This window comes from Stutzerimonas sp. VN223-3, assembly GCF_045999685.1.
Classification (GTDB): Bacteria; Pseudomonadota; Gammaproteobacteria; order Pseudomonadales; family Pseudomonadaceae; genus Stutzerimonas; species Stutzerimonas stutzeri_AR.
On sequence record NZ_RBEC01000002.1, the window covers coordinates 595,177 to 618,969 of the forward strand.

Here is a 23,793-nt window from a genome sequence, read left to right on the forward strand (position 1 = left end):
CTCCTTGGAACCCGCGCCTTCAGCAGAAGCCGCGGCGCGAGCTCGAACGCAGCGAAGGCCGCTGAGGAAGCGGCCGCAATGGGGCATCACTGCACGGCGAGGGCCTTGTCCAGAAGCTCTTTGCCGCCTTTAACCTTATCGGAGAAGTACTGGTAGGAGGATGCACGGGCTACCTGCATCCAGGCGTCGTGTTCTTCCTTGCTCAGGTTTACCACCTTCACTCCGGCCTTGGCGAAGGTCTCCTTCATGCGCTGTTCGCCTTTAGGGCCTTCCTCGGCGAAGTAGGCCTCGGCCTTGCTTGCTGCTGCCAGGATGACCTCCTTCTGTTCCGGAGTAAGACGATCGAAGGTGCGCTTGGACATCAGTACGGGCTCATACATGAACCACAGGGCGTTATCGCCCGGTGCGGTCAGGCATTTCACCTGCTCATACAGGCGGTACGAGACAAAGCTGTCATTGGAGGTGTTGGCTGCGTCCAGTACGCCGGTCTGCATGCCGGTGTATATCTCGGATGACGGCATCGACGATATCGAGGCACCCGCGGCGGCGAGCATGTTTTCGAACGCCGGCCCGGCGGCGCGGATAACCTGTCCCTTGATGCTCTCGGGTGAGGTGATGCAGTGTTCCTTGGAGGCGAATCCGCCGGCCAGCCAGGCGTCAGCGAGAATAACCGCGCCGTTCTTCTCAGCCAGAGCATGTATCTCTTTTATGAAATCGGACTGGTTCAGGCGCTGGGCATGTTCATAGTTCTTGACCAGTCCCGGCATCAGCGTGGCGGAGAACTGCGGTACGCGGCCGGACGCATAGTCCAGTGGCAGAGCCGTCATGTCGAGCTGCCCCCGAGTCAGGGCGCCCCATTGCTCGTTGGCTTTGTATAACGATGACGCAGGGTAGATCTGGAGCTTCAGGCCAACATCGGCGGCGGCGACTTCGCGGGCAATGATCTGCACCATTTCATCGCGGGGGTCGCCCTGGTTGCCGGGAAACTGATGGGATGCGCGCAGGACGGTCTCGGCGAAGCTGGGGATGCTGGCGACCAGCAGTGCAGCCGCAACCGAGGTACGGAGTAGGGCTTTCATTGGAATTCTCCTGAATTGACACATCAGAACCGCGCCATGCGGCTCATAATTATTTTTATTACGTCATAGGACTTTTCTTCTTGTTGTTCGGGCTTCCATGCTCGATCCGAATGCAGGCTAGCGCGCGCAGGGGGGCGGATCAATTAAGACCCACCCTCCATCGTTACGGAAAAGTTAATGATTCTCTGGGGGCGTCAAGAGGAGTTCGATTGAGGACGGTACATGCGGCATTCCGCTACAAGCGCAAGCAGATTGGGATCGCGCTCCTTGGATTTCAGGAATACCACACCGATCTGCTGTTGCAGGCGGTATCGGGGCTGCAAGGGAATCAGGCGGATGCGGTTTTCGTACACCGCTGCGACCCGGCCAGGCAGCAGGGCGTAGCCAACCCCAGAACTGACCATGCTGAGCAGAGTGAAAATGTCGTTGACCTGCATGCCCACATTCGGCTCGAAGCCTGCCTGGTTGAATACCCGAGCACTGTCGCGATGCGTGGCAAAACCCTGCGTGAGGGTGATGAAGGTGGCATCGCGAAGGTCGGCCAGATCCACCTCTGCCTGCTCGGCGAAGGGTGAATTAGTGGGTACCGCTAGAAAAATGTCATCGGCGAAAAGCAGCAATTGCTCGCAGTCAGGGTTTATGAGGCTGTCGTCGAGAGAGATCAGGATGGCGTCCAGCTCCATATTCTTCAATTTGTAGAGCAGGTCGACGTTGGAGCCGAGGATCAGGTCGATGTTGAGCTCGCTGCGGCGCAGCTTCAGTCCCATGATCAGCTGCGGCACCGTCTTGACTGTCAACGAATACAGCGCACCGAGCTTGAAGCGCTCAGCTGAGAAACCGGCGGCCTCGCGGGTCTGGCGTACCGTTTCCAGCACGTCCTGCACCAGCTTCTGAGCCTTTTCTTCCAGTACGTAGGCGCTTTCCAGCGGAATCAGGTTGCGTCCTTCATGTTTGAACAAAGGACAGCGTAAGGCGCTTTCCAGCGAATGGATGGCCCGGTGAACGCTGACATTGCTGGTGTTCAGCTCGGCAGCCGCCTTGCTCAGATTTCCGCTGCGCATGAAGGCCAGAAAGACTTCCAGCTTTTTCAGGGTGAGTTCTTCGTCGATTTGCATGGCGAATGCTCGGGGCATGGCAGTCGATTATGCCTAATGGCGAACGCGCTTCGGGCGCGGTTATGGGACTTTTGTCAGTGGTTGTTCTTTTTGTTGATTGCCCTGTTGTTTTGGCCGTTCGGCTGGGAGCGTGTTCAGCCATCGGGCCGTAGGTCGTGCATGCACATCGCATGGTGACTATTTGATGACTGTGCAACTTGCATGAGCTCCTGGATCTTTCTGATTTTATAAGTGATTGAAATATAAAAGAAAAATAATAAGTCAAATGATGGCACGTTCGATGCTGTAGTTGCATATTGCTATCCAGGCGGCTAACAGCCCGAACGTAATGGCTGGTTGATCCAGCCTCAAGAGGCCCGAAAATGGTTAACAAGCTGAACGGCGCAACGCAGGTATGGGCCGATGGGTATTCCTTCCGGGAAGTCACCGAGGCGCTGGCGACAGCGTTGGGGATTTGCGTTGACGACTGCCAGTCCGCGAAACCGGAGACCAATCCGACGGCACATCATCCGTCAAACGGCGAACCGGCCGATGAGTAGGTCGGTCATGGGTGCAAAATGATTCGTTAATGTCGCCGTCCTTTCAACGCCCGTCTGCTGTTCAACGGCCCGCAGCAGACGGCTCATCCGCTCCCGTCAGCGCCGATTGCGAAACTCCCGCGGCGGCAAACCGGTCAGCCGTTTGAAGAAGCGAGAGAAATAGGCTGCTTCGGAAAATCCAAGATTGTCCGAGATCTGGCTCACGGTCATCGTCGTGTAGATCAGCTGTCGCTTGGCCTCCAGCAGTACCCGTTCATGCACCACACCCTGGGCTGTCTGGCCGGTAAAACGACGCGCCAGGGTGTTCAGGTAAGCGGGAGTGATGTCGAGCCGATGGGCATAATCTTCAACCGAATGCCGCCGGCAGAAGTCGGTTTCGACAAGCCGGGTAAACGCGACAAGTAATGCCTGGCCCCGCAGCGGATGAGTGTTCGTCTGCCGCACCAGCATTTGCCGCCCGACCCAGACCGCGAGCACGCCGACCAGCGATTGCAGCAACAGATCGCGTGCAGGTGCCGGTGTTCGGTATTCCCGGTCGATGGCGTCGAACAGCGTATCCAGATAGCGACGGTCTTTGCCAGCAGCATGCAGGCCGGCTATACCGAGCGGCGCCTGATGCCCGCCGAGTGCCGCCTCCAGCCGCGCCAATAGCGGTGCAGCGAGGGTCAGCACGTAGCCTTCGACGCGCTCGGAAAAGCGGAACCCATGCACGCACAGCGGCGGCAGTACCTGCACAGCCGCTTCATCGATGCGCGTCTGCACGCCTTCCACTTCTACTAGAGCCCATCCCCGACGGATGTAGAGCAGCTGCGTCAGGTCGGCGTGGCGGTGCGGGCTGATCTCCCAGTCATGCATGCGGCTGCGTTCGGGGATCGACTCGCAATGCAGCAGGTCCGGGGTCGGCCAATCGAGTGAGTCGCCATAGAGTTTGTAGACCGGAATGGCGGCGGTGGGGCGGGTTGAGCTCACGGCGGAATCCTTTGGGCGGTAATCGAACCGAGTTTATAAAAGTCCAAGTTTGCAGCGGTTGAATGCATTATCACCAAGCTCTGCCGAGCAGAACATGGGGTATCTCGAAGCAGTCCGGCGGACCGCCGCGACGCGACAACAACAAAACGAGGATTCCCATGAAAACAGGTGTCGCCATCATCGGTGCCGGGCCGTCCGGCCTGTTGCTCGGCCAGCTGCTGCACAACGCCGGTATCGCCAACGTGATCATCGAACGCCAAACCCCCGAATACGTGCTGGGGCGCATCCGTGCCGGAGTACTGGAACAGGGCATGGTCGATCTGATGCGCGAGGCGGGGGTATCTGAGCGCATGGACCGTGAAGGACAGATTCACGATGGCGTCGAGCTGGCGTTTGCCGACCGTCGCGTGCGCATCGACCTGAAGGCGCTGACGGGTGGCGACACCGTAATGGTCTACGGCCAGACCGAGGTTACCCGCGACTTGATGGCAGCGCGCGAGGCGTCCGACGCAGTCTCGCTCTATGGCGTGTCGGACGTTCAGCTACACGAGGTGAAGGGCGAAACGCCTCACGTGACCTTCACCCACAACGCCGAAACGGTGCGCCTGGATTGCGACTACATCGCCGGTTGCGATGGCTTTCATGGCGTGTCTCGCAAAAGCATCCCCGCCGAAGTGCTCACCGAATTCGAGCGCGTCTATCCCTTTGGCTGGCTCGGTGTGCTCAGCGATACGCCGCCGGTAAGCCACGAGCTGATCTACGCCAACCATGCGCGCGGTTTCGCCCTGTGCAGCATGCGCTCATCCACACGCTCGCGGTATTACGTGCAGGTCGGGCTGGAAGAAAGGGTCGAGGATTGGTCCGACGAGCGCTTCTGGGCCGAGCTCAAAAGCCGGCTGCCCGAAGACGTCGCCGCCCGGCTGGTCACCGGCCCGTCGCTGGAGAAAAGCATCGCGCCGCTGCGCAGTTTCGTGGTCGAGCCGATGCAGTACGGGCGATTATTCCTGGTTGGCGATGCCGCTCATATCGTGCCGCCCACCGGCGCCAAAGGCCTCAACCTGGCGGCCAGCGATGTCAGCACCCTGTATCGCATTCTGCTTAAGGTCTACCGCGAAGGCCGGATTGATCTGCTGGAAAAGTATTCGCCGATCTGCCTGAGGCGCGTATGGAAAGCCGAGCGCTTTTCCTGGTGGATGACCAGCCTGCTGCATCGTTTTCCCGATACCGACGCCTTCGGCCGGCGCATCCAGCAGAGCGAGCAGGACTACTTCACCAGCACCCAGGCGGGCCTGACCACCATCGCCGAGAATTACGTCGGGCTGCCGTACGAGCCGATCGAGAACGGCGGCTGAAAAAAGGCCCGTCCATGGACGGGCCGAAGCATCACGCGCAGGAGGAGGGCGCGTACAACGGGAGCAAAACGTCAGCGTTTACAGGATCGACAGCGGGTAGTTGATGATGATGCGGTTCTCGTCCAGGTCGCGGGTGTTGGCCTCGGAGCGGAAGCTCGAGTTGCGCCATTTGATGTTGAGGCTCTTCGCCGGGCCGCTCTGGATGGTGTAAGCCACTTCGGTCTCGCGACCCCATTCCTCGGCGTCGTCGGTGGTCGCTGTCCGGATGTTGTCACCGCTGATATAACGGTTCATCAGGGTCAGGCCCGGGATGCCCATGGCGGCGAAGTTATAGTCGTGACGCAGTTGCCAGGAGCGTTCCTCGGCATTTTCGTAGCTGTTGTTGAAGCTGTCGTTGGCTAGCGAACCGCCGCTGGTGCCGTTGACGCGCATCCAGGTGTCGCCACTGACTTTCTGTAAGCCGACGTAGAAGGTGTTGCCGCCAGTCTTCAATCCGAACAGACCCGAGTAGGTTTTGTTGTCCAGCTCGCCGCCCAGCGCGCTGCCGTCCTCGTCGCCCTGGAAGTAGCCGAGGTTGGCGGTCAGCGCCACGTCCTCGCTCAGCGGCTGGGTGTGCAGCAGCTGCACGTACTGTTGTTCGTAGACATCCTTCAGCTCAGCCGTCCACAGGCCTACGGTGGTGCGCTTGTCATTGAAGGCGTATTCACCGCCAATGAAGTTGAAGCGGTCGGACGCGCCTCCGGCGAAGCTCATGTCTTCCATGCTGGCGTCGTCGCGTGGGCTGTTCTGGCGGAACTGGCCGGCGGTGAGCATCAAGCCGTCGATTTCACGCGAAGTGATCATGCCGCCCTCGAAGGTCTGTGGCAGCGAGCGGCCATCGTCCGAGCGCAGGATCGGAAGGACCGGCATCATCTCGCCGACCTTCAGCTCGGTGTTGGAGATCTTCGCCTTGGCGGCAACGCCGAAGCGGCCGTAATCGTCGGCCGGGCGGCCATCGTCGTGGCGTGGCAGCAGGGCGGTGCCGTAGGTGCCGCCACCGCCATCGAGCTTGACCGCCAGACCGGCGAGCACGTCGACGCCAAAGCCGACCGGGCCAGGTGTGTAGCCGGACTGGATGTTGAGGATGAAGCTCTGGGTCCACTCTTCGGCCTTGCTGCGATCGGTGATCGAGTCGTCGCGAAATTCACGGCCGATGTAGAAGTTGCGCGCGTTCACCGTGATCTTGGTGTCTTCGACGAAGCCTTCGGCGCTGGCGGCCAGCGGGACGAGGGCAGCGATGGACGCGGCGAGCAGGGTGGGTGCGAGGATGCGGCTTGCTTGGGTGGTGTGGTGTTTCATTGTTGTTGTTTTCCTTTTTCAAGGTTGAGGGCTCCCCTCCGCCGTTGCGGATGTTCGAAAGCGAGGGGGAGTGAAGCAGCCGCCGCCGGCGGCAATTCGATTAGCCGGTCGGGGTCATGTCAGCCACCGCACCAGGCAGAGGGTGATGGAGGGGAACAGCACCAGAATCACCACGCGAACGATGTCGGAAATGAGGAAGGGCACCACGCCGCGAAAGGCGTCGCGCAGGGTCACGTCGCGGGCCATGCTGCTGATCACATAGACGTTCATCCCCACCGGCGGGGTGATCATGCCGATTTCCACCACCATCAGCGCGAGGATGCCGAACCAGATGGCCTTCTCGGTCTGGTCCAGGCCGTAGAAGTCCAGGCCCATGATCAGCGGGAAGAAGATCGGAATAGTCAGCAGGATCATCGACATGGTGTCCATCACACAGCCGAGGATCAGGTACAGGATCAGGATCCCGGCGAGCACCACGAAGGGGCCGACACCGCTGTTGGTGATGGCCTCGGCCAATGCCACCGGCAGCTGAGAGACAGCGAGAAAGGAGTTCATGACGTCGGCGCCGAGCAGGATCATGAAGATCATTCCTGTCGTCACCGCCGTGCCGTAGAGCACTTCCTTGAACCCTGCCCAACGCATGCCGCCCAGCACCACGGCGAAGAATCCGGTGCCCACGGTGCCGATTGCTGCGGCCTCGGTTGGCGTGAACCAGCCGCTATAGATGCCACCGAGAACCAGCAGGAATATAAGCAGCACCGGCCATACGCCTTTCTGCGCGGCCAGCCGTTGACGCCAGCTCATGCGTGGCTGCGCCGGGCCTGCATCGGGGTTCATGCGTACGTAGATGGCGATCGCGATCATGTAACCGATTGCCGCGAGAATCCCCGGAATGAAGGCGGCCATGAACAGCGCCGAAATGTTTTCCTGGGCCAGGATGGCGTAGATCACCAGCACCACCGAAGGCGGAATGAGAATGCCCAGGGTGCCGCCAGCGGCCAGGCTGCCGACCGCGAGCGAGCCGGAGTAGTTGTACTTCTTCAGTTCGGGCAGGGCGACCTGGCCCATGGTGGCTGCGGTGGCTATGGAGGAGCCGCAGACCGCGCCAAAGGCCGCACAAGAACCTATCGCCGCCATTGCCAGGCCGCCGCGCCAGTGGCCGACCATCGCCGCCGCGGAGCGGAACAGGCCGGTCGCCAGGCCACCGCGAGAGGCAAACTGGCCCATCAGCAGAAAGAGAGGAATCACCGAAAGGTCATAGACGGTGAACCGTCCGTAGGCGACGGTCTTGATGTAGCTCAGCAACGGCGACCAGCCGCTGATGGCCACGTAGCCGCCGATGCCGGTCAGCAGCATGGCGATGGCGATCGGTATACGCACCACCAGCAATACCAGAAGGATGGCGAGGAATAATCCGCCGATTTCAACACTGCTCATGCGGGTTTACCCTCACCACGAAAATCCTGCCAGGCGGTATACAGCGACACCACCGCCAACAATGCGAAGCCTGGGGCGAAGGCGGTCATCGACCACCAGATCGGCAACCCCATGATGATCGACTCCTCGCCGGTGCCGTAGGCATCGACAGTGCCGATCGCCGAGCGCCATGCCAACAGGGCTGCGGCCAGTGCCATCAGCACCCCGCCGAGGGTGTCCAGTGTGCGACGCACCCGTTCAGAAGCATGCAGAGTGAATACGTCGACGATCACGTTGCCCCGATGCAGCTGGCACAGCGGCAGAAAGAACACGATGGCGATGCCGCAGCCCATCTGCACCAGCTCGACGTCGCCAAGCAGCGGCTCGTCGAATACGGCGCGCATGGCGATGCTGTATGTCGCCATCAGCGTCATTGCTACCAACAGCAGGCCGCCGATGAAGGCGAGCAGACGCGAAAGGGCATTGAGCAGGCGGCCGACGGCATCTACAGGCGCGACGGCGACCTGAACTACAGGTTCACTCATTTAATTCTCCAGGGCGGCACCGTCACTGCAGTACCGCTTGCTTCGCTCAGCGGGGTAGCTGGGCGTTGTAGTGCTCGATCAATTGGCGGGCGTCTTCGAGCAGCGCTTCGCCGTTCTCGTAACCTTTGTCCTCGACTTCCTCGATCCAGCCCTCACTCACGCGGCTGGTGGCCTTCATCCACTTTGCCTGCTCCTCGGGCGACAGCACGTAGATCTCGTTACCCCGGGATTCGGCGAGCTTGTGGCCGGTCTCGACCACCTGGTTGTCCCAGATGCGGCCGGCCTCTCGGGAAAGCGCGCGGCCGCTGTTGTTGTCGATGACCTTCTTCAAGTCGTCCGGCAGGTTTTCATAGGTGTTCTTGTTCATTGCCACCACCAACGCGGTGTGCATCAGCGCAGGCATGCCGGGGGCGGTTTCGGTGTGGTACTTCACCAGCTCGTGCAGCTTGAGCGCCGGGACCACGTCCCAGGGCAGCACGGCGCCATCGACCACGCCTTTAGAGAGGGCTTCGGGAACCTGCGGCACCGGCATTGCCACTGGCGTCGCGCCGAGCAGGGAGATGGTCTTGGTCGCGGTACGGTTGGCCGCGCGCAGCTTGAGGCCGCGGAAGTCCGCCATTTTCTTGATCGGCTTGTCGGTGGTATGCACCAACGCGCCATCGGTCAAATGGGTCGCCAACAAATGCATGTCGGCGAACTCCTTCTGCCCGTGCTTTTCGAGAAAGTCCCACATGGCCTGGCTGCTGGCCTCGGAGGAACGGCTCATGAAGGGCAATTCAAACGCCGCGGTCAGCGGGAAACGGCCGCTGGTGTAGCCGGGCAGCGTCCAGACGATATCGGCGACGCCGTCACGGACCTGATCGACCAATTGCGGAGGCGTGCCGCCGAGCTGCATCGAAGGATAGAACTGGAATTGGATGCGGCCGTTGGATTCCTCGGTGACCTTCTCGGTCCAGGGCTTGAGGAAATCCGCCTGCGTCACCGAGTGTGCCGGAAGAAAGTGCGCCAGCTTGAGCGTAACCACCGGCTCGTCGGCCTGGGCAGGGGCGTGCAAGGCGAGGGAGCCGAGCGCGAACAAGGAGAGCAGCGCCTTGGGGAGCTTGAGCATCGCGTAGTCCTTTTTATTCATTGTTTTTATGTGCGATCTGCGCGACCCGAGGCGAGGGCGGTTGGCCGGCGGACCGCAGATCGTGTCGCGGTTGAATCCTGATAGCTCCCGTCCGGCTATTCAATTGGACATTCCGCTTAGTGTGCGATTATCGAACGGCATCCTTTCCGTTGCGTCCTGATTGGGCGATTATCGGACAGTCGTGAGCGCAGCCCATCGTTCACTGGTAGCGCGTCAATCGGGTAATTGCTCGCTGTACTTGTCGACCAACTGGCGAGCGTCTTCGAGCAGGGCGGCGCCGTTGTCGTAGCCCTTACTCTCGACTTCCTTGATCCAATCCTGGTCGAGGCGTTTGGCTACCTTCATCCACTTCTGTTGCTCGTCCTCGGGCAGGACATAGATCTGGTTGCCTTGGCTCTTGGCCAGTTTGTGTCCGGTCTCGACCACCTGGGTATCGAACAGATGTCCGGCCTGGCGCGACAGCTCCAGGCCGCTGTTGTTGTCGATGATCTGCTTCAGATCGGCGGGCAGCTTGTCGTAGGTAGCCGGGTTCATCGCGATGATCACGGTTGTGTACATCAGCGCCGGCTGCCCAGGCGCCATTTCGGTGTGGTACTTGACCAACTCGTGCAGTTTCAGCGCGGGCACCACATCCCAAGGCACGATGGCGCCGTCAACGACACCCTTGGACAGCGCTTCGGGAATCTGCGGGACCGGCATGGCAACCGGTGTTCCGCCGAGCAGCGCGATGAGCTTGGTCGAAGTGCGGTTGGCCGCACGGATTTTCAAACCGCGGAAATCGGACATCTTCTTGATGGGCTTCTCGGTGGTATGCACCAACGCGCCGTCAGTCACGTGGGTAGCCAGTAAGCGCATGCCCTCGAATTCCTTCTGCCCATGCTTCTGCAGGAATTCCCACATTGCCTGACTGCTCGCCTCGGCGGACCGGCTCATGAACGGTTGCTCGAAGGCGGAGATCAGCGGGAAGCGGCCACTGTTGTATCCCGGCAGCGTCCAGACGATATCCGCGACGCCATCGCGTACCTGATCGACCAATTGCGGCGGCGTGCCGCCCAGCTGCATGGAGGGGTAGAACTGGAATTGGATGCGGCCGTCGGACTCTTTGGTGATTTTCTCTGCCCAGGGCTTGAGCAGGTCGGCCTGGGTGACCGAGTGTGCCGGAAGCTGGTGATGCACCTTGAGCGTCACGACCGGTTCGGCCGCCTGTACAGCCGGGCCAACCGATCCGGCGACAAACAGTGCGAGCAGCAATCTGGAAACTTTCGTCATTGCGATTTCCTTTTGTTGTTGTTTTAAGCCGTGCTGGCGACAGCGATCGTCATGCAGCGGCTCGGACCGGCCGCGCACTTGGCCAGCACTGCCAATACAGTGCAGAGCAAGGCGCTAGCGCGTCAGTCGTCAGGAATGGTTGCACGCAGCCTTGCGTGGCGAACAATGCATAACAGCTACCTGCCTATGCGTATTGTTTATGGGTAGTGGCGCAGGAAGCCTGCGGTGTTCTGCGGACTCGTTAAAAGTGTGGTTATCGCGGCACGCGCGTTCTCGCTTCGGAAAACGCTGATACGCATAGGGTCGCTCGACTGCAGCCGAACGGGTCTACATGCAGCCCCGTCAAGGCATTCGGTCAGTCGCTCGGTCCGGCCCTGAGCAGGGCGTCCAGATGCTGCCAGTCGAAAGGCTCGAGGTCGATGTAACGCAAGCCGCGCGCGGCGATTGCGCCGACCAGCCCGCGTTGGGTCTGCACGATCGCCTGGCTCATTTGCGGCTCGATGCCGGCGGCGCGCACCGTCTCGGCGACTTCTTCCATTTCCTCTGCGCGGCGCCGGCCGTGTTCGGCCACGCGACTGATCAGGTAGTGCGGCAGCTCGGCATCCCAACCCATCGACGGGAAGCTCTTGTGCAACGAGGCCAGCACTTCCGTTTCGGCACCGTAATGCTGCGCCGTGCGCAGGCATTCGGTAGTCAAGGCTTCGAGGCCCTTGATCATTACGCTGCGGCACATCTTGATCGCCGAGGCGACACCGATTTCGTCGGCCACCACGCAGGTGGCGAAACCGCAGGCATTCAGCGCGGCGGAGAGTTCGGCGGCATCGCGACCGCCGAGCAGGATCGGCGTCTGCAAACGCTTTGGCGGTACCGGCGCCATGACCGCGGCGTCGACGTAGCGCCCGCCAGCGGCGTCGATGGTCTCTGCCGCCGCCTGCTTGGTCGCCGGCGCCACCGAGTTGATGTCCATGAACAGCTGCCCGGGTTGCAGCGTGCGTGCCGCCGTCTTCGCCACGTCCAGCGCACTACCGGCGGTCACCGCCGAGATGACCAGCGCCGCGCCAGCGATGGCTTCTGCCGCGCTATCGCAGAGCCGTACGCCTGCGTTGGTGGCCTTGGTCTCCAGCGCCGGGCGTTGCGTCGGGTTATCCAGCAGACGGTCATAAACCTGAACGGCGACGCCTTTGGCCGCGAGATCGCTTGCGAGGATGCCGCCCGCTTCGCCGAAGCCGATCAGAGCGATGCAATCGAGTGTCATGGTGTGTTCTCCGTATGGCCCGACCGAACGTGGCCCGACCGAGTGCGGCCCAACTGAACGCAGCCCGACCAGACCGCGCCGGGAATGCAGACGAAACCATCAAACAATAGCCGGGCGGTGCGCACCAGCCCGCAGCCGGCCAGTTGGCCGTCCTGCAGCCGCAGCTCGACGGTAAATTCACCGGTGGGATGCTCCACTGACAGTCGCCGCAGGTCGCCTTTGCCGGTAACAGCGAGCCCCGCCGTCACCGAGCCCTCGACCAGGCAGGCGCTGGCCGCGCTGACCGCGCCGAATACGCCGATCGAGGCGTGGCAACGGTGCGGAATGAATGTCCTCGTATTCAGCGCGCCACCGGCACGCGGCGCGGCGATCAGGCACATCTTCGGCACCGTGCGCTGGCGGACGTCGCCGAGCTTCATCAGCGGCCCGGCCTTGAGGCGAATCGATTCCAGCCGTGCCTTGAGTTCGCTGTTGTCGTTCAGCGCCGCGGGCAGCTCGTAACCACTGAGGTCGAAATCTTCAGCGCGCAGCAGGATCACCGGCATGCCGTTGTCGATGCAGGTCAGCTCGATGCCGTCGATCCTGTCGAGGGCGTTGCCGGTGGGCAGCAGCGCGCCGCAACTAGATCCGGCAACATCCTCGAATTCGATCACCAGCGGTGCGGCGCTGCCGGGCACGCCATCGATCTGGGTGTCGCCGTCGTAACGCACCTGGCCGTCGGGCGTCGGCACATGCGCGACCGCGATCTGGCCGGTGTTCTCCATGAAGATACGCACCGCTGTTTCTTCACCCACGACCGGTACCAGTCCACGCTCGATGGCGAACGGGCCGACGCCGGCGAGAATGTTGCCGCAGTTCTGGCCGTAGTCGACACGCGGTTCGTCCACGACCACCTGGGCGAAGAGATAGTCGACGTCGGCGTCGGCCCGCTGCGAGAGTTGCACGATGGCGACTTTGCTGGTCAGCGAGTCGGCACCGCCGATGCCGTCGATCTGCCGCGCATCCGGCGAGCCCATCACTGCCAGCAACACCTGATCGCGCAGCGCCGGGTCGGCCGGCAGATCCTCGGCGAGAAAGTACGCCCCTTTAGAGGTGCCGCCGCGCATCTGTAGACAAGGGATGCGGGTCTGGTGCATATCAGCCGTCCAGCTCGTCGAGGTTATCGACGTAGCGCAGGCCCTTCTCAGCCAGACGCGGACGCATGTTGTAGATGTCCAGACCCAGCTCGCCCTTTGCCAGGCGCACGCGCTTGGCTTCTTCGGCGTCGGCGCGCTTGCGGGTGGCCTCGACGACTTGAACAACCTCGTCGCGGCGCACCACGACCACGCCATCGTCGTCTGCCACTACTACGTCACCGGCATTGATCAGTTGGCCGCCGCAGACCAGCGGCAGGTTCACCGAGCCGAGGGTTTCCTTCACCGTACCCTGGGCGTTGACCGCCGCCGACCACACCGGAAAGCCCATTTCACGCAGTGTATGGGTGTCGCGCACGCCGGCATCGATCACCAGCGCACGAACCGCCCGCGCCTTGAGCGAAGTCGCCAGAAGATCGCCAAAATAGCCATCGGTACAGGGCGAACTCGCCGCCACGATCAACAGGTCGCCTGGGCGGCATTGCTCGACCGCGACATGGAACATCCAGTTGTCGCCCGGCGCTACCAGCACGGTAATGGCCGAGCCGGCCAGCGATACACCTTGCTGGATCGGGCGAATATTCGACGCGAGCAACCCTTTGCGACCCTGCGCCTCGTGCACCGTGGCGACGCCATAGCGGCCCAGTTCGTTGATCAGGTCGCGGTCGGCGCGCTCGACGTTGCGCACGACGATTCCGGTCTTGCCAACGAGCCCGCTCATGCCAGGTTCTCCGTCACACGTGGGAAGACGCTCTGGAAGCCTTCGGCGTAAATGATGTTCTTGCTCGCGGTAATGCCGATGTTGCGCTTGGCCTGCACGCCGCGCTGCAGGGCCACGCGGGTGTAGTACTCCCACAGGTGTTCCTGGCCGGCCATGCACTGAATGGCGGCGTACTTCTTGTCCCAGACCTCGGTGATATCGAGGAAGGTGTCGGGGCGCCACTCGCACTGTTCCGGCTGGTGCGGCTCGAAGGCGTAAACCGGCGGCGCGCCGACGATCTTCTCGCCCGGCCGGTAGCCTTCGGCCTGGGCGATGATGCGCGCCTCCTGGGTCAGGTTCATGGCCAGCGGGTGATCGTAGTTGTACGGGTCCTTGATCGAGTGGCTGAGTACGAATTCCGGCTGCACGCGGCGGAACACGTCGGCCAGGCGGAACAGCGTGTCTTTATCGGCGCGCATCGGGTAGTCGCCGATATCGAAGAACTCGACCGTAGCACCCAGCACCTCGGCGGCGGCTTCGGCCTCGCTGCGGCGGGCGGCCTTGACCTTCTCTTCGGTCATCTCGCCCTTGCGCCACAGTTTGGCGGACTCGCCGCGCTCGCCGAAGGACAGACAAACGATGTGCACGGCGTAGCCCAGCTTGACGTGCTGAGCGATGGCGCCGCCCGCGCGCCAAACGAAATCGGCGGAATGGGCGCTGACGACGAGGGCGGTTTTTTGTTGTTGCGACATGGTTGAGTGGCTCCTCTTGCGATGACGAGAGCATGTCACCGGCACTTGCGCGGGTTGTAATGCAATAGACGGCTCGGGCTATACCTTTTATTTATTGCCCGTCTTTGCACCGGGGCGGCATAGTGGCGTGGTTCGTCGATTTGCGGAGCCGCAAGCCATATGAGTCACGATCTTCCGAACCTGATGCAGGTACGTGCCTTCGTCCGCGTTGCCGACCACGGCAGCGTCTCGAAAGCATCGGCAGTGCTCTACCGCGCGCAGTCGGTGGTGACCCGCGCCATCGCCGATCTGGAAGTGCGGCTCGGGGTCACGCTGTTCGAACGTCATGCCAATGGCATGCGCCTGACCGATCCGGGCGAACGGGTGCTGCCTCGCGCACGACGCGTATTGGCGGAGCTGGAAAGCGTGCCCGCGCAACTCGGCACCGATGCGACACGCATGACCGAACCGCTGTATCTCTATCAGGCGCGGCGCCTGCAGTTGTTCGTCAAACTCTGCGAGACGCACCATATGCAGACGGTCGCCAGTCTGTTCGGGCTCAGCCAGCCGGCGGTCAGCGCGGCGCTCAAAGTGCTCGAGGAAGGCTGCGGGCAAGGCCTGTTCGAGCGCACGCCGCGCGGGTTGCAGCCGACGCGTGCCAGTCTCGACATTCTCTTTCCGATCCGCCGGGCGCTGAACGAACTGCGCCGCCTGGAAGCCGATCTCGCGGCGCTTGAGGGCGAGCTGCGCGGCGTGGTGCATGTCGGTGCGTTGCCGCTGGGGCGCACACGCATCCTGCCCGAAGCCATCGTCCGGCTCACCGCCACGCACCCCGGTGTGCAGGTGGTCACCAATGAAAGCCCCTTTGACCTGCTGGCGACCGAATTGCGCTCTGGCGATCTGGACTTCATCTTCGGCGCGCTGCGGTCGGCAGCCTATGCAAGCGATCTGCACGGCGATGCGTTGCTGACCGAGGAAATGCTCATTCTGGTGCGCGACGGTCATCCGTTGCTGAGCGGCACCGTCGATCATTCCCACCTGCAGCATGCGCGCTGGGTTCTGCCGCGCGCCGGCTCGCCTGCACGGAAACTGCTCGATGCCTGCTTCGCCGATGCCGGCATGGCGTCGCCCTGGCCAGTGGTGGAAAGCGGTGACCTGGCCATCATTCGCGGCCTGCTGTTGCGCTCGGACATTCTTGCCGCCGTCTCGGCGCACCAACTGGAAGAGGAAATTCAGTCCGGCGAGCTGCGCGTCCTGCCTTGGCCACTGCAACACACCACCCGCGCAATCGGCCTGACCTACCGCACCGCCAGCTTGCATACGCCTGCCGCCCGCGCGCTGATGGACGCCATCCACGACGCCGCCGGCCAGTCCTAACCGCACACACCGACGTAGGGTGGGCTTCAGCCCACCGCCTGTCGCAGCCGAGCCGCAATTACCGCTCCGTGGTCACCTTCGATGGGTTGCACCCATCCTACGGAAGCGGGACAGCTATGTAGGGTGGGCTTTAGCCCACCAAAAAACGTGTCAGAAACTAAAACCGGTTGCGAGGCACGTCGACCAATTCTCCGGGCCATACGGTGGGCTGAAGCCCACCCTACTTGCCGAGCCGAGGCCACGAAAACACCGGAAGCCACGCGACCGTAGGGTGGGCTTTAGCCCACCAAGAAACGCGTCAGAAAACCAAGCCGGTTGCGCGGCGCTCCGAGCCATGCGGTGGGCTGAAGCCCACCTTACTTGCCGTACCACAGGGCCAAATGGTCGGGCGGGTCAGCTCTTGCGAGCGACCCCGTACAACACTTGCTGATTGCGGGTCTTCTGGAATTCTTCGAGCGTCTGTCCGCGCATGGCGGAATAGATATCGAGATTGGAAACGCCGACCACCGCGCCGAGCTTTTCCAGGCCAAAGAAGATCGCGCCGTACTGGATCAGCGCACGCCAGTCGCGGCGGCGCAGCATGTCGCGTTCCTCTTCGGTCAGGCCGCCTTCTTCATAGAGAGCCTCGGGCTCGCTGAGGAAGCGCTCGCGCCAGGAGGGCTCGATCATCCGCCGCAGAAACTTGTTCAGCCGATAGCCCTTGGCGCTGCGGGCCAGCGTGAAGGGATAGGTGCCCTCGAGCTTCTCGACGCCGTCCAGCTGATGTTGCATGTGCGCGCGATGGCGTTCGATGGCGGCGACCGGCAGCGGCTGGTCCCGGTTTTCCAGCAGCAGGGTGGCGATGGCCGTCATCGATGGCAGGTAGTAGCCCTGGTGCAGCGTGTTCACCTGTGCCGAGAGCGCGCCGCGCATGATCAGCCAGGTGATCACCTCGGAGCCCTCCAAGCCACCGAGGGTGGCGTACTCGGCGACGGTCATCTCGGTCAGCTTGATCGGATCGTTGATCAGCAAGTCGGTGAATTGCTTGTCCCACTCGGTGTTGTTGAAGCCGCAGCGCTCGCCATGAACCTGATGAGACTGGCCGCCGGTGGCGACGATGGCCACCTTTAGATCCTCTGGATAGCTCTCGATGGCGCGGCGCAGCGCCTGGCCCAGCTTGTAGCAGCGCGCTGCGCTAGGAATCGGGAACTGCAATACGCCGACCTGCAACGGGACGATCTCGACCGGCCAGCCGCCATCATGCGGCAGCAACGCGGACATCGGCGAGAAGAAGCCGTGGTCCAGCGGTTTGTCGCGGAAGAAACTCATGTCGAACTCGTCGGCCATCAAACTCTCGCCGATGTGGCGCGAGAGCGCGGCGTGTCCGCCGATGCCCGGCAAATCGCGGGCATGGCCACCCTCGTCGGCGACATCGTAGTGCTCATCGACACCCAGCGAGAACGCGCCGTAATGGTCAAAGAAGAACGAGGTGACGTGGTCGTTGAAGATGTAGAACAAGACGTCGGGCTTTTTCTCGCTCAGCCAGGCTTTGATCGGCTCGAAGCTCTCGAAGATCGGCGCCCAAGCCGCTTCTTCCTGCTTGTCGTGATCCACCGCGAAGCCGATGGTGGGGGTGTGGGAGACGGCGAGGCCACCGATGATGCGTGCCATGAAATCAATCCTTTCTATCAATGCGCCGCGACGGCGCGGTTGGCTTGGCGGGCGGCATGACTATTGGCGAGGATCGCCACGGCGGCGATGAACGCCGGCAGGCCGAGCAATGTGAACAGGGTAGGCAGGCCCAGGCCGAGACTCAGCACCACACCACCGATCAGTGAACCGAAGATGGCGCCGAAGCGGCCGATACCGAGCATCCAGCTCACGCCAGTGGCGCGAAATTCGGTCGGATAGTATCCCGGCGCGAAGGCGTTCAGGCCCGTCTGCGCGCCGCTCATGCAGAAGCCGGCGGCGATTACGCCCAAAGTCAGCAGGCTGGATTCCAGGCTGAAAGCGCCCAGCAACAGGATGCAGGCGCCGCCCAGCGCATAGGAGCCGGCGATGACGCGGTTCGGGTTGCGCCGGTCCATCAGCCAGCCAACTACCAGCGCGCCCACGGTACCGCCAATCTGGAACAGTCCGGTGATGGTCGCGGCGCGTTCGATCGAGACGCCGCCGTCGCGCAACAGCGTCGGCAGCCAGCCCATCATCAGATAGATGACCAGCAGGCCCATGAAATAGGTCAGCCAAAGTGCCAGGGTGCCGAAGCGATAGCGTTGAACAGCATACGCACCGGCGTTTTGGTCGGCTCGCTGGCATCGGTGGTGACAAAGCGGGTATCGGCATCGAAGTGCCCACCAAGCTTGTTCAGCACGGCGGCGATGCGATGTGCCGGAGCATTGCGTGCGGCGAGGAAGCGGGCCGACTCGGGTAGAAACAGCCAGATGAAGGGCAGCAGTAGTAGCGGCAGCACGCCGCCGGCGGCCAGCACCGCTTCCCAGCCATAGTTCGGAATCAGCCAGGCGGCGAGAAATCCGCCGCAGCCGGAGCCAAGATTGAAGCCGGTGAACATCAGCGTGATCAGCAGCGCACGTTTGCCTTCGGGCAGGTATTCAGACGCTAGCGTCGTGGTATTCGGCAACGCAGCGCCGAGCGCGATACCGATCAACAGGCGCAGGCCGGCAAGCTCGTAGGGGTTGCGGGCGAAGGCACAACCCAGGCTCAGCACGCTGAAGACCGTGACAGCGGCGAGTAACACCGTCTTGCGCCCAAAGCGGTCGGCGTAAGGTCCGGCCGCGAGCGCGCCAATGGCGAGCCCGACCATGCCGGCACTCATCACCGGGCCGAAGGCGGCACGTGATAGATCCCATTCCTGCATCAGAGAGGGGGCGATAAAGCCCATGACAGCGACATCGAAACCATCGAACACAACAACCAGAAAGCACAGGCCGAGGATCAGCCACTGGTATCGGGAGATGGGGCGATCGTCGATCCACGTCTTCACATCGACTGTGGCGTTACCCATAGCATTCACCTTTTGTTTTTGTAGACGAGGGCGATGCCGGAAGAACCGGCGAGCCCACTTTTGGTGGCCTGACTCTAAGCGCACCCAGGTGAATAAGCGTCTGGTAAATCGTTAAGCAGGTATCCGTTTTATTTATCCAGGCAGAGCTCACTGACGTTAGAGCTCGTGGGGTTCATAGGGCGAGTAGAAATCCGATTCGCGCCAGCTAGGGTTGGTGCATTGGTCAGCGGCGCGCCACGCTTGTAATGACTGCAACGACCAGCGACGGCGTTCGACGCTTATGCGTCCAGGGCCGAGCAAGTGACGGCCAGATCAGAGAGTGGGGGAGCTGCAGGCTTACAGTCGTCGAGCCGTGGCGGCAATGCAGGCGTTAACGCGGCTGAACATGAGCGTACGGACCACCAGCATGCGCTGCTGGGCTTGCGCTAGTTGTTCGCATTCCGAAAAGACAAAGGGCCTAGGTTTTCACCTAAGCCCTTTGTTTTGTATATGGCGCACCAGGCGGGATTCGAACCCACGACCCCTGCCTTCGGAGGGCAGTACTCTATCCAGCTGAGCTACTGGTGCGTTGCGGGGGGCAATCATACGCATGTCGTCTGCGGTCGTCCATGGCGGTTCGGCGGCTGCCAGGCGGGCGGATCCGGGCGTGCAGTGGCGATTCGATTTGCCATCAGGCTGAGCTATAGCGCGTTAGTTTTTTCGAACATGATGTTGCCTGTTATCAGGCGATAGGCCTAGCATCGTTCGAGATTTCAAACGTTCTGTCATGCAGCAGGAACCCAGGGGCTATCCCTCGTTCTGACCTAGGTCGGGCGGTTCCACTGCCAACTGCCCCGTATCGGCCTGACGGCCTTGGATCATTTCCGGCGCCGCGCCGGCTCTTAGGAGACTGCCATGCAACTCAAAGATTCTTCACTGTTCCGCCAGCAGGCTTATATAGATGGCAACTGGCAGGACGCCGACGGCGGCGAGACGATCAAGGTGAACAACCCGGCCAGCAACGAAATTCTCGGCACCGTGCCGAAGATGGGTGCCGCCGAAACTCGTCGCGCGATCGAAGCGGCTGAGCGTGCATTGCCGGCCTGGCGTGACCTGACCGCCAAGGAGCGTTCGCAGAAGCTGCGGCGCTGGTTCGAGCTGATGATGGAAAACCAGGACGATCTGGGCCGTCTGATGACGCTGGAACAGGGCAAGCCGCTGGCCGAGTCCAAGGGCGAGATCGCCTACGCCGCCTCCTTTATCGAATGGTTCGCCGAGGAAGCCAAGCGCGTTTATGGCGACACCATTCCTGGCCATCAGAAAGACAAGCGCATCATCGTCATCAAGCAGCCGATCGGCGTAACCGCGGCTATTACTCCGTGGAATTTCCCGGCGGCGATGATCACGCGCAAGGCCGGCCCGGCCCTCGCGGCGGGTTGCACCATGGTAGTCAAGCCCGCCAGCCAGACGCCGTTCTCGGCACTGGCCTTGGCCGAGTTGGCCGAGCGCGCCGGCATTCCCAAAGGCGTATTCAGTGTCATCACCGGTTCGGCGGGCGACATCGGCGACGAGCTGACCGCCAACCCCACCGTGCGCAAGATTACCTTCACCGGGTCGACCGAGGTCGGCGCCAAGCTGATGGCGCAGTGCGCGCCGGGCATCAAGAAGGTCTCGCTGGAGTTGGGCGGCAACGCGCCGTTCATCGTCTTCGACGATGCTGATCTGGATGAGGCCGTCAAAGGCGCCATGCAGTCCAAGTACCGCAATGCCGGGCAGACCTGCGTCTGCGTCAACCGTATTTACGTGCAGGACGGCGTCTACGATGCCTTCGCCAGTAAATTCCAGGCGGCGGTGGAAAAGCTGAAGATCGGCAATGGCCTCGATGAAGGTGTCGACATCGGCCCGCTGATCGACGACCGCGCTGCGGCAAAGGTCAAAGAGCATATCGAGGATGCCGTAGCCAATGGCGCTCAGGTGGTTACCGGGGGCAAAGCGCATGAGCTAGGTGGCAGTTACTTCGAGCCGACCCTGATGATCAATGTGCCGCACAGCGCCAAGGTCGCCAAGGAGGAAACCTTCGGCCCGCTGGCACCGCTGTTCCGTTTCAAGGATGAGGCCGAAGGTATCGCCCTGGCCAACGACACCGAGTTCGGTCTGGCCGCGTATTTTTACGCCCGCGATCTGGGACGGGTGTTCCGCGTCGCCGAAGCGTTGGAATCGGGGATGGTTGGGGTCAATACCGGAATGATTTCTACCGAGGTGGCGCCTTTCGGCGGCGTGAAGTCATCTGGGCTGGGCCGTGAAGGCTCCAAGTACGGCATCGAGGATTATCTGGAGATCAAGTATCTCTGCCTCGGGTTGTAACAGCGCTGTGGTTGTTGGGGCCGTACTTCTATAGCGGCCCCAGGGTTCCGCTTTTGATCTGTAGGGCGCGCTTGCTCGCGATCCGCAACCGTTCGCGAGCAAGCTCGCTCCTACAGATGGCGTTCGCTCTTAGGCCTGTTTGATGCCCGTCAGGCTGATCCGCTCCGGGTTTTACCCTTCCGTCTTCCGCTCTTCATTTTCAACGCACATCGTCCGGGTGCCCTCTATGGTTATCCGAGCAGATTCACACCATGGCTTACCCTCGACATACGGAAATGACTCAACTATTCTGCTGTGCGAAACCTGATTCCGTGAAATAACAAATCCAATTCATCATTTCACAAAGCGGAGGCCAATCATGACGGATGTCGTACGGCTCGAACTTCAAGGCGAGATTGCCCTGATCACGGTCAACAACCCACCGGTCAACGCCCTCGGCCATGCCGTGCGCCAAGGGCTGCTACAGGCCTTCCAGAACGCCGAAGCAGACCCGCAGATACGCGCCGTGGTGCTGGTTTGCGAGGGCAACACCTTTATTGCCGGTGCCGACATCAAAGAATTCGGCAAGCCGCCGCAGGCGCCGAGCCTGCCCGAGGTGATTGAGGTTATCGAGGGCAGCAGCAAGCCGAGCGTTGCGGTGATTCACGGCACTGCATTGGGTGGCGGGTTGGAGGTCGCGCTTGGCTGCCATTACCGCATCGCGCGCCGCGACGCCAAGGTCGGCCTGCCGGAAGTGAAGCTGGGCCTGTTGCCGGGTGCCGGCGGTACGCAACGGTTGCCACGTCTGGCCGGCGTCGCCAAGGCGCTGGACATGATCGTCAGCGGCACGCCGATCGGCGCAGCGGAAGCGGTGGAACACAGCATCGTCGATGAGCTGTTCGACGGCGACCTGAGAGAAGCCGGCCTGGCCTATGCTCGTCGCATAGTCGAAGAAGGCCGCGCCCCGCGCCGCAGCGGTGAACAGACCCGCGGTCTGGAAGACGCCGACAATGAGGCGCTGATCCGCGCCAAGCACGCCGAGGTAGCCAAGCGTATGCCCGGGCTGTTCTCGCCGCTGCGTTGCATCGCTGCGGTTGAGGCAGCGACCAAGCTGCCACTGGCCGAGGGCCTCAAGCGCGAACGCGAGCTGTTTGCCGAGTGTCTGAACTCCTCGCAACGCGGCGCGCTGGTCCACTCCTTCTTTGCCGAGCGCCAGGCGAGCAAGATCAACGATCTGCCGGCTGACGTGAAACCGCGTGCGATCAAGAGCGCCGCGGTCATTGGCGGCGGCACCATGGGTGTCGGTATCGCCCTGTGCTTCGCCAATGCCGGTGTGCCGGTGAAGCTGTTGGAGATCAATGAGGAAGCGCTGCAACGCGGTCTGCAGCGTGCCCGCGACACCTACGCCGCGAGCGTCAAGCGCGGCAGCCTGACCGAGGAGGCAATGGAAAAGCGTCTGAAGCTGGTCACCGGCGTCACCGATTACGGCGCGCTGGCCGACGCTGACGTGGTGGTCGAAGCGGTGTTCGAAGAGATGGGCGTCAAGCAGCAGGTCTTCGAGCAGCTGGATGCAGTGTGCAAGCCCGGCGCGATCCTCGCCTCCAACACCTCGTCGCTGGACCTGAATGCCATCGCCGCCTTTACCAAACGTCCTGAAGACGTGGTCGGCCTGCATTTCTTCAGCCCGGCCAATGTCATGCGTCTGCTGGAAGTGGTGCGCGGTGAGAAGACCAGCCATGAGGTACTCGCCACCGCCATGGCCATCGGGAAGCAGCTGAAGAAGGTTTCGGTGGTGGTCGGCGTCTGCGACGGCTTCGTCGGCAACCGCATGGTCTTCCAGTACGGCCGCGAGGCGGAATTCCTGCTGGAAGAGGGCGCCACGCCACAGCAGGTCGACGGTGCGCTGCGCAACTTCGGCATGGCCATGGGGCCGTTCGCCATGCGCGACCTGTCCGGTCTCGACATCGGCCAGGCGATCCGCAAACGCCAGCGTGCCGACTTGCCGGCCGATCGCGATTTCCCCACCGTTTCGGACAAGCTTTGCGAAGCCGGCATGCTGGGGCAAAAGACCGGGGCCGGCTATTACCGCTACGAGCCAGGCACCCGCACGCCGCTGGATAACCCTGAGCTGGCTTCTATGCTCGAAGCAGCCTCGAGGGAAAAGGGTATCGAACGCCGCGAGCTGGACGAGCAATACATCATCGAGCGGACGATCTACGCGCTGGTCAACGAGGGCGCGAAGATCCTCGAGGAAGGCGTCGCCCAGCGTTCCAGCGACATCGACATCATCTACCTCAACGGATACGGCTTTCCGGCCTTCCGTGGCGGCCCGATGTATTACGCCGACAGCGTTGGCCTGGACAAGGTGCTGGCACGGGTTCGCGAGCTGCATGCCCGTTGCGGCGACTGGTGGAAGCCCGCGCCGCTACTGGAAAAACTGGCCGCTGAAGGCCGCACCTTCACCGAATGGCAGGCCGGGCAATGAGCGCCGCCCGCCTGCAATCTGCCGATCGGACATCGAGG

18 protein-coding genes, 1 tRNA gene and 1 pseudogene are annotated in these 23,793 nt (G+C 62.1%); 5 read left to right on the forward strand and 15 right to left on the reverse strand.

Annotation, left to right across the window (positions count from 1 at the left end; genetic code table 11):
- Nucleotides 1-86: 86 nt before the first annotated feature.
- Both dctP and D7241_RS11650 read right to left on the reverse strand, forming a co-directional pair.
- Nucleotides 87-1,079: a TRAP transporter substrate-binding protein DctP gene (gene dctP / locus D7241_RS11645; protein WP_255982896.1), complete on the reverse strand. Its 993-nt coding sequence runs from the start codon at nt 1,077-1,079 to the stop codon at nt 87-89.
- A gap of 194 nt (nt 1,080-1,273) precedes the next feature.
- Complete coding sequence (locus D7241_RS11650) at nt 1,274-2,194, reverse strand: LysR substrate-binding domain-containing protein (protein WP_408101660.1); 921 nt, start codon at nt 2,192-2,194, stop codon at nt 1,274-1,276.
- A gap of 362 nt (nt 2,195-2,556) precedes the next feature.
- Here D7241_RS11650 and D7241_RS11655 point away from each other — a divergent pair, with 362 nt between their 5' ends.
- Nucleotides 2,557-2,733: a hypothetical protein gene (locus tag D7241_RS11655; protein WP_408101661.1), complete on the forward strand. Its 177-nt coding sequence runs from the start codon at nt 2,557-2,559 to the stop codon at nt 2,731-2,733.
- Between the two features lie 96 nt (nt 2,734-2,829).
- On the opposite strand, the gene D7241_RS11660 is transcribed toward D7241_RS11655, so the two are convergent.
- Nucleotides 2,830-3,702: a helix-turn-helix domain-containing protein gene (locus D7241_RS11660; RefSeq protein WP_408101662.1), complete on the reverse strand. Its 873-nt coding sequence runs from the start codon at nt 3,700-3,702 to the stop codon at nt 2,830-2,832.
- 158 nt (nt 3,703-3,860) lie between these two features.
- On the opposite strand from D7241_RS11660, the gene pobA reads away from it, so the two are divergent.
- Nucleotides 3,861-5,054, forward strand: coding sequence for a 4-hydroxybenzoate 3-monooxygenase (gene pobA, locus D7241_RS11665; protein ID WP_408101663.1), 1,194 nt, complete (start codon nt 3,861-3,863; stop codon nt 5,052-5,054).
- 78 nt (nt 5,055-5,132) lie between these two features.
- Here the strand turns inward: pobA and D7241_RS11670 are convergent, their stop codons facing one another.
- The 9 genes from D7241_RS11670 to galB all read right to left on the reverse strand — a co-directional run bounded on the left by D7241_RS11670 (nt 5,133) and on the right by galB (nt 14,591).
- Nucleotides 5,133-6,392 carry an OprD family porin gene (locus tag D7241_RS11670; RefSeq protein ID WP_255982886.1) on the reverse strand — a complete coding sequence of 420 codons (1,260 nt, stop codon included), beginning with the start codon at nt 6,390-6,392 and terminating at the stop codon, nt 5,133-5,135.
- 114 nt (nt 6,393-6,506) lie between these two features.
- Nucleotides 6,507-7,829, reverse strand: coding sequence for a TRAP transporter large permease (locus D7241_RS11675; RefSeq protein WP_408101664.1), 1,323 nt, complete (start codon nt 7,827-7,829; stop codon nt 6,507-6,509).
- Nucleotides 7,826-8,353, reverse strand: a complete 528-nt coding sequence (locus D7241_RS11680; RefSeq protein WP_255982882.1) for a TRAP transporter small permease — start codon at nt 8,351-8,353, stop codon at nt 7,826-7,828. Before D7241_RS11680 ends, D7241_RS11675 begins: the two co-directional genes overlap by 4 nt.
- Nucleotides 8,354-8,399: 46 nt before the next feature.
- Complete coding sequence (locus D7241_RS11685; RefSeq protein WP_408101665.1) at nt 8,400-9,461, reverse strand: TRAP transporter substrate-binding protein; 1,062 nt, start codon at nt 9,459-9,461, stop codon at nt 8,400-8,402.
- 234 nt (nt 9,462-9,695) lie between these two features.
- Nucleotides 9,696-10,751, reverse strand: a complete 1,056-nt coding sequence (locus D7241_RS11690) for a TRAP transporter substrate-binding protein (protein WP_408101666.1) — start codon at nt 10,749-10,751, stop codon at nt 9,696-9,698.
- A gap of 355 nt (nt 10,752-11,106) precedes the next feature.
- Entirely contained in the window at nt 11,107-12,006 is a 900-nt protein-coding gene (locus D7241_RS11695; protein WP_408101667.1) for a DUF1932 domain-containing protein, read from the reverse strand.
- Nucleotides 12,003-13,142, reverse strand: a complete 1,140-nt coding sequence (locus tag D7241_RS11700) for a 4-oxalomesaconate tautomerase (RefSeq protein WP_408101668.1) — start codon at nt 13,140-13,142, stop codon at nt 12,003-12,005. The genes D7241_RS11695 and D7241_RS11700 overlap by 4 nt, the downstream gene beginning before the upstream one ends.
- A 1-nt stretch (nt 13,143) precedes the next feature.
- Nucleotides 13,144-13,860 carry a 4-carboxy-4-hydroxy-2-oxoadipate aldolase/oxaloacetate decarboxylase gene (locus tag D7241_RS11705; protein ID WP_408101669.1) on the reverse strand — a complete coding sequence of 239 codons (717 nt, stop codon included), beginning with the start codon at nt 13,858-13,860 and terminating at the stop codon, nt 13,144-13,146.
- On the reverse strand, nt 13,857-14,591 hold the full coding sequence (gene galB / locus D7241_RS11710; RefSeq protein WP_408101670.1) for a 4-oxalmesaconate hydratase: 735 nt from the start codon (nt 14,589-14,591) through the stop codon (nt 13,857-13,859). The genes D7241_RS11705 and galB overlap by 4 nt, the downstream gene beginning before the upstream one ends.
- Nucleotides 14,592-14,750: 159 nt before the next feature.
- Here galB and D7241_RS11715 point away from each other — a divergent pair, with 159 nt between their 5' ends.
- Entirely contained in the window at nt 14,751-15,947 is a 1,197-nt protein-coding gene (locus D7241_RS11715) for a LysR family transcriptional regulator (RefSeq protein ID WP_408101671.1), read from the forward strand.
- A gap of 393 nt (nt 15,948-16,340) precedes the next feature.
- Here D7241_RS11715 and D7241_RS11720 read toward each other — a convergent pair whose 3' ends face one another.
- The 3 genes and pseudogenes from D7241_RS11720 to D7241_RS11730 all read right to left on the reverse strand — a co-directional run bounded on the left by D7241_RS11720 (nt 16,341) and on the right by D7241_RS11730 (nt 19,515).
- Nucleotides 16,341-17,597: a gallate dioxygenase gene (locus tag D7241_RS11720; RefSeq protein WP_408101672.1), complete on the reverse strand. Its 1,257-nt coding sequence runs from the start codon at nt 17,595-17,597 to the stop codon at nt 16,341-16,343.
- Nucleotides 17,598-17,614: 17 nt separating this feature from the next.
- Nucleotides 17,615-18,948: pseudogene (locus D7241_RS11725) on the reverse strand (MFS transporter).
- A 490-nt stretch (nt 18,949-19,438) separates the two neighbouring features.
- Nucleotides 19,439-19,515, reverse strand: a tRNA-Arg gene (locus tag D7241_RS11730).
- 327 nt (nt 19,516-19,842) lie between these two features.
- Here D7241_RS11730 and gabD point away from each other — a divergent pair.
- Together gabD and D7241_RS11740 are read left to right on the forward strand one after the other, a co-directional pair.
- Complete coding sequence (gene gabD, locus D7241_RS11735) at nt 19,843-21,291, forward strand: NADP-dependent succinate-semialdehyde dehydrogenase (RefSeq protein ID WP_408101673.1); 1,449 nt, start codon at nt 19,843-19,845, stop codon at nt 21,289-21,291.
- Between the two features lie 358 nt (nt 21,292-21,649).
- The gene (locus D7241_RS11740; RefSeq protein ID WP_408101674.1) at nt 21,650-23,755 is read left to right on the forward strand and encodes a 3-hydroxyacyl-CoA dehydrogenase NAD-binding domain-containing protein; all 2,106 of its coding nucleotides are present in this window, start codon (nt 21,650-21,652) and stop codon (nt 23,753-23,755) included.
- The last annotated feature ends 38 nt before the right edge of the window (nt 23,756-23,793 follow it).

Bases quoted from the DNA above. Each gene is read 5' to 3' on its own strand.
- dctP (WP_255982896.1), bottom strand. From the start codon at position 1,079: ATGAAAGCCCTACTCCGTACCTCGGTTGCGGCTGCACTGCTGGTCGCC.
- D7241_RS11650 (WP_408101660.1), bottom strand. From the start codon at position 2,194: ATGCAAATCGACGAAGAACTCACCCTGAAAAAGCTGGAAGTCTTTCTG.
- D7241_RS11655 (WP_408101661.1), top strand. From the start codon at position 2,557: ATGGTTAACAAGCTGAACGGCGCAACGCAGGTATGGGCCGATGGGTAT.
- pobA (WP_408101663.1), top strand. From the start codon at position 3,861: ATGAAAACAGGTGTCGCCATCATCGGTGCCGGGCCGTCCGGCCTGTTG.
- D7241_RS11670 (WP_255982886.1), bottom strand. From the start codon at position 6,392: ATGAAACACCACACCACCCAAGCAAGCCGCATCCTCGCACCCACCCTG.
- D7241_RS11675 (WP_408101664.1), bottom strand. From the start codon at position 7,829: ATGAGCAGTGTTGAAATCGGCGGATTATTCCTCGCCATCCTTCTGGTA.
- D7241_RS11680 (WP_255982882.1), bottom strand. From the start codon at position 8,353: ATGAGTGAACCTGTAGTTCAGGTCGCCGTCGCGCCTGTAGATGCCGTC.
- D7241_RS11685 (WP_408101665.1), bottom strand. From the start codon at position 9,461: ATGCTCAAGCTCCCCAAGGCGCTGCTCTCCTTGTTCGCGCTCGGCTCC.
- D7241_RS11690 (WP_408101666.1), bottom strand. From the start codon at position 10,751: ATGACGAAAGTTTCCAGATTGCTGCTCGCACTGTTTGTCGCCGGATCG.
- D7241_RS11695 (WP_408101667.1), bottom strand. From the start codon at position 12,006: ATGACACTCGATTGCATCGCTCTGATCGGCTTCGGCGAAGCGGGCGGC.
- D7241_RS11700 (WP_408101668.1), bottom strand. From the start codon at position 13,142: ATGCACCAGACCCGCATCCCTTGTCTACAGATGCGCGGCGGCACCTCT.
- D7241_RS11705 (WP_408101669.1), bottom strand. From the start codon at position 13,860: ATGAGCGGGCTCGTTGGCAAGACCGGAATCGTCGTGCGCAACGTCGAG.
- galB (WP_408101670.1), bottom strand. From the start codon at position 14,591: ATGTCGCAACAACAAAAAACCGCCCTCGTCGTCAGCGCCCATTCCGCC.
- D7241_RS11715 (WP_408101671.1), top strand. From the start codon at position 14,751: ATGAGTCACGATCTTCCGAACCTGATGCAGGTACGTGCCTTCGTCCGC.
- D7241_RS11720 (WP_408101672.1), bottom strand. From the start codon at position 17,597: ATGGCACGCATCATCGGTGGCCTCGCCGTCTCCCACACCCCCACCATC.
- gabD (WP_408101673.1), top strand. From the start codon at position 19,843: ATGCAACTCAAAGATTCTTCACTGTTCCGCCAGCAGGCTTATATAGAT.
- D7241_RS11740 (WP_408101674.1), top strand. From the start codon at position 21,650: ATGACGGATGTCGTACGGCTCGAACTTCAAGGCGAGATTGCCCTGATC.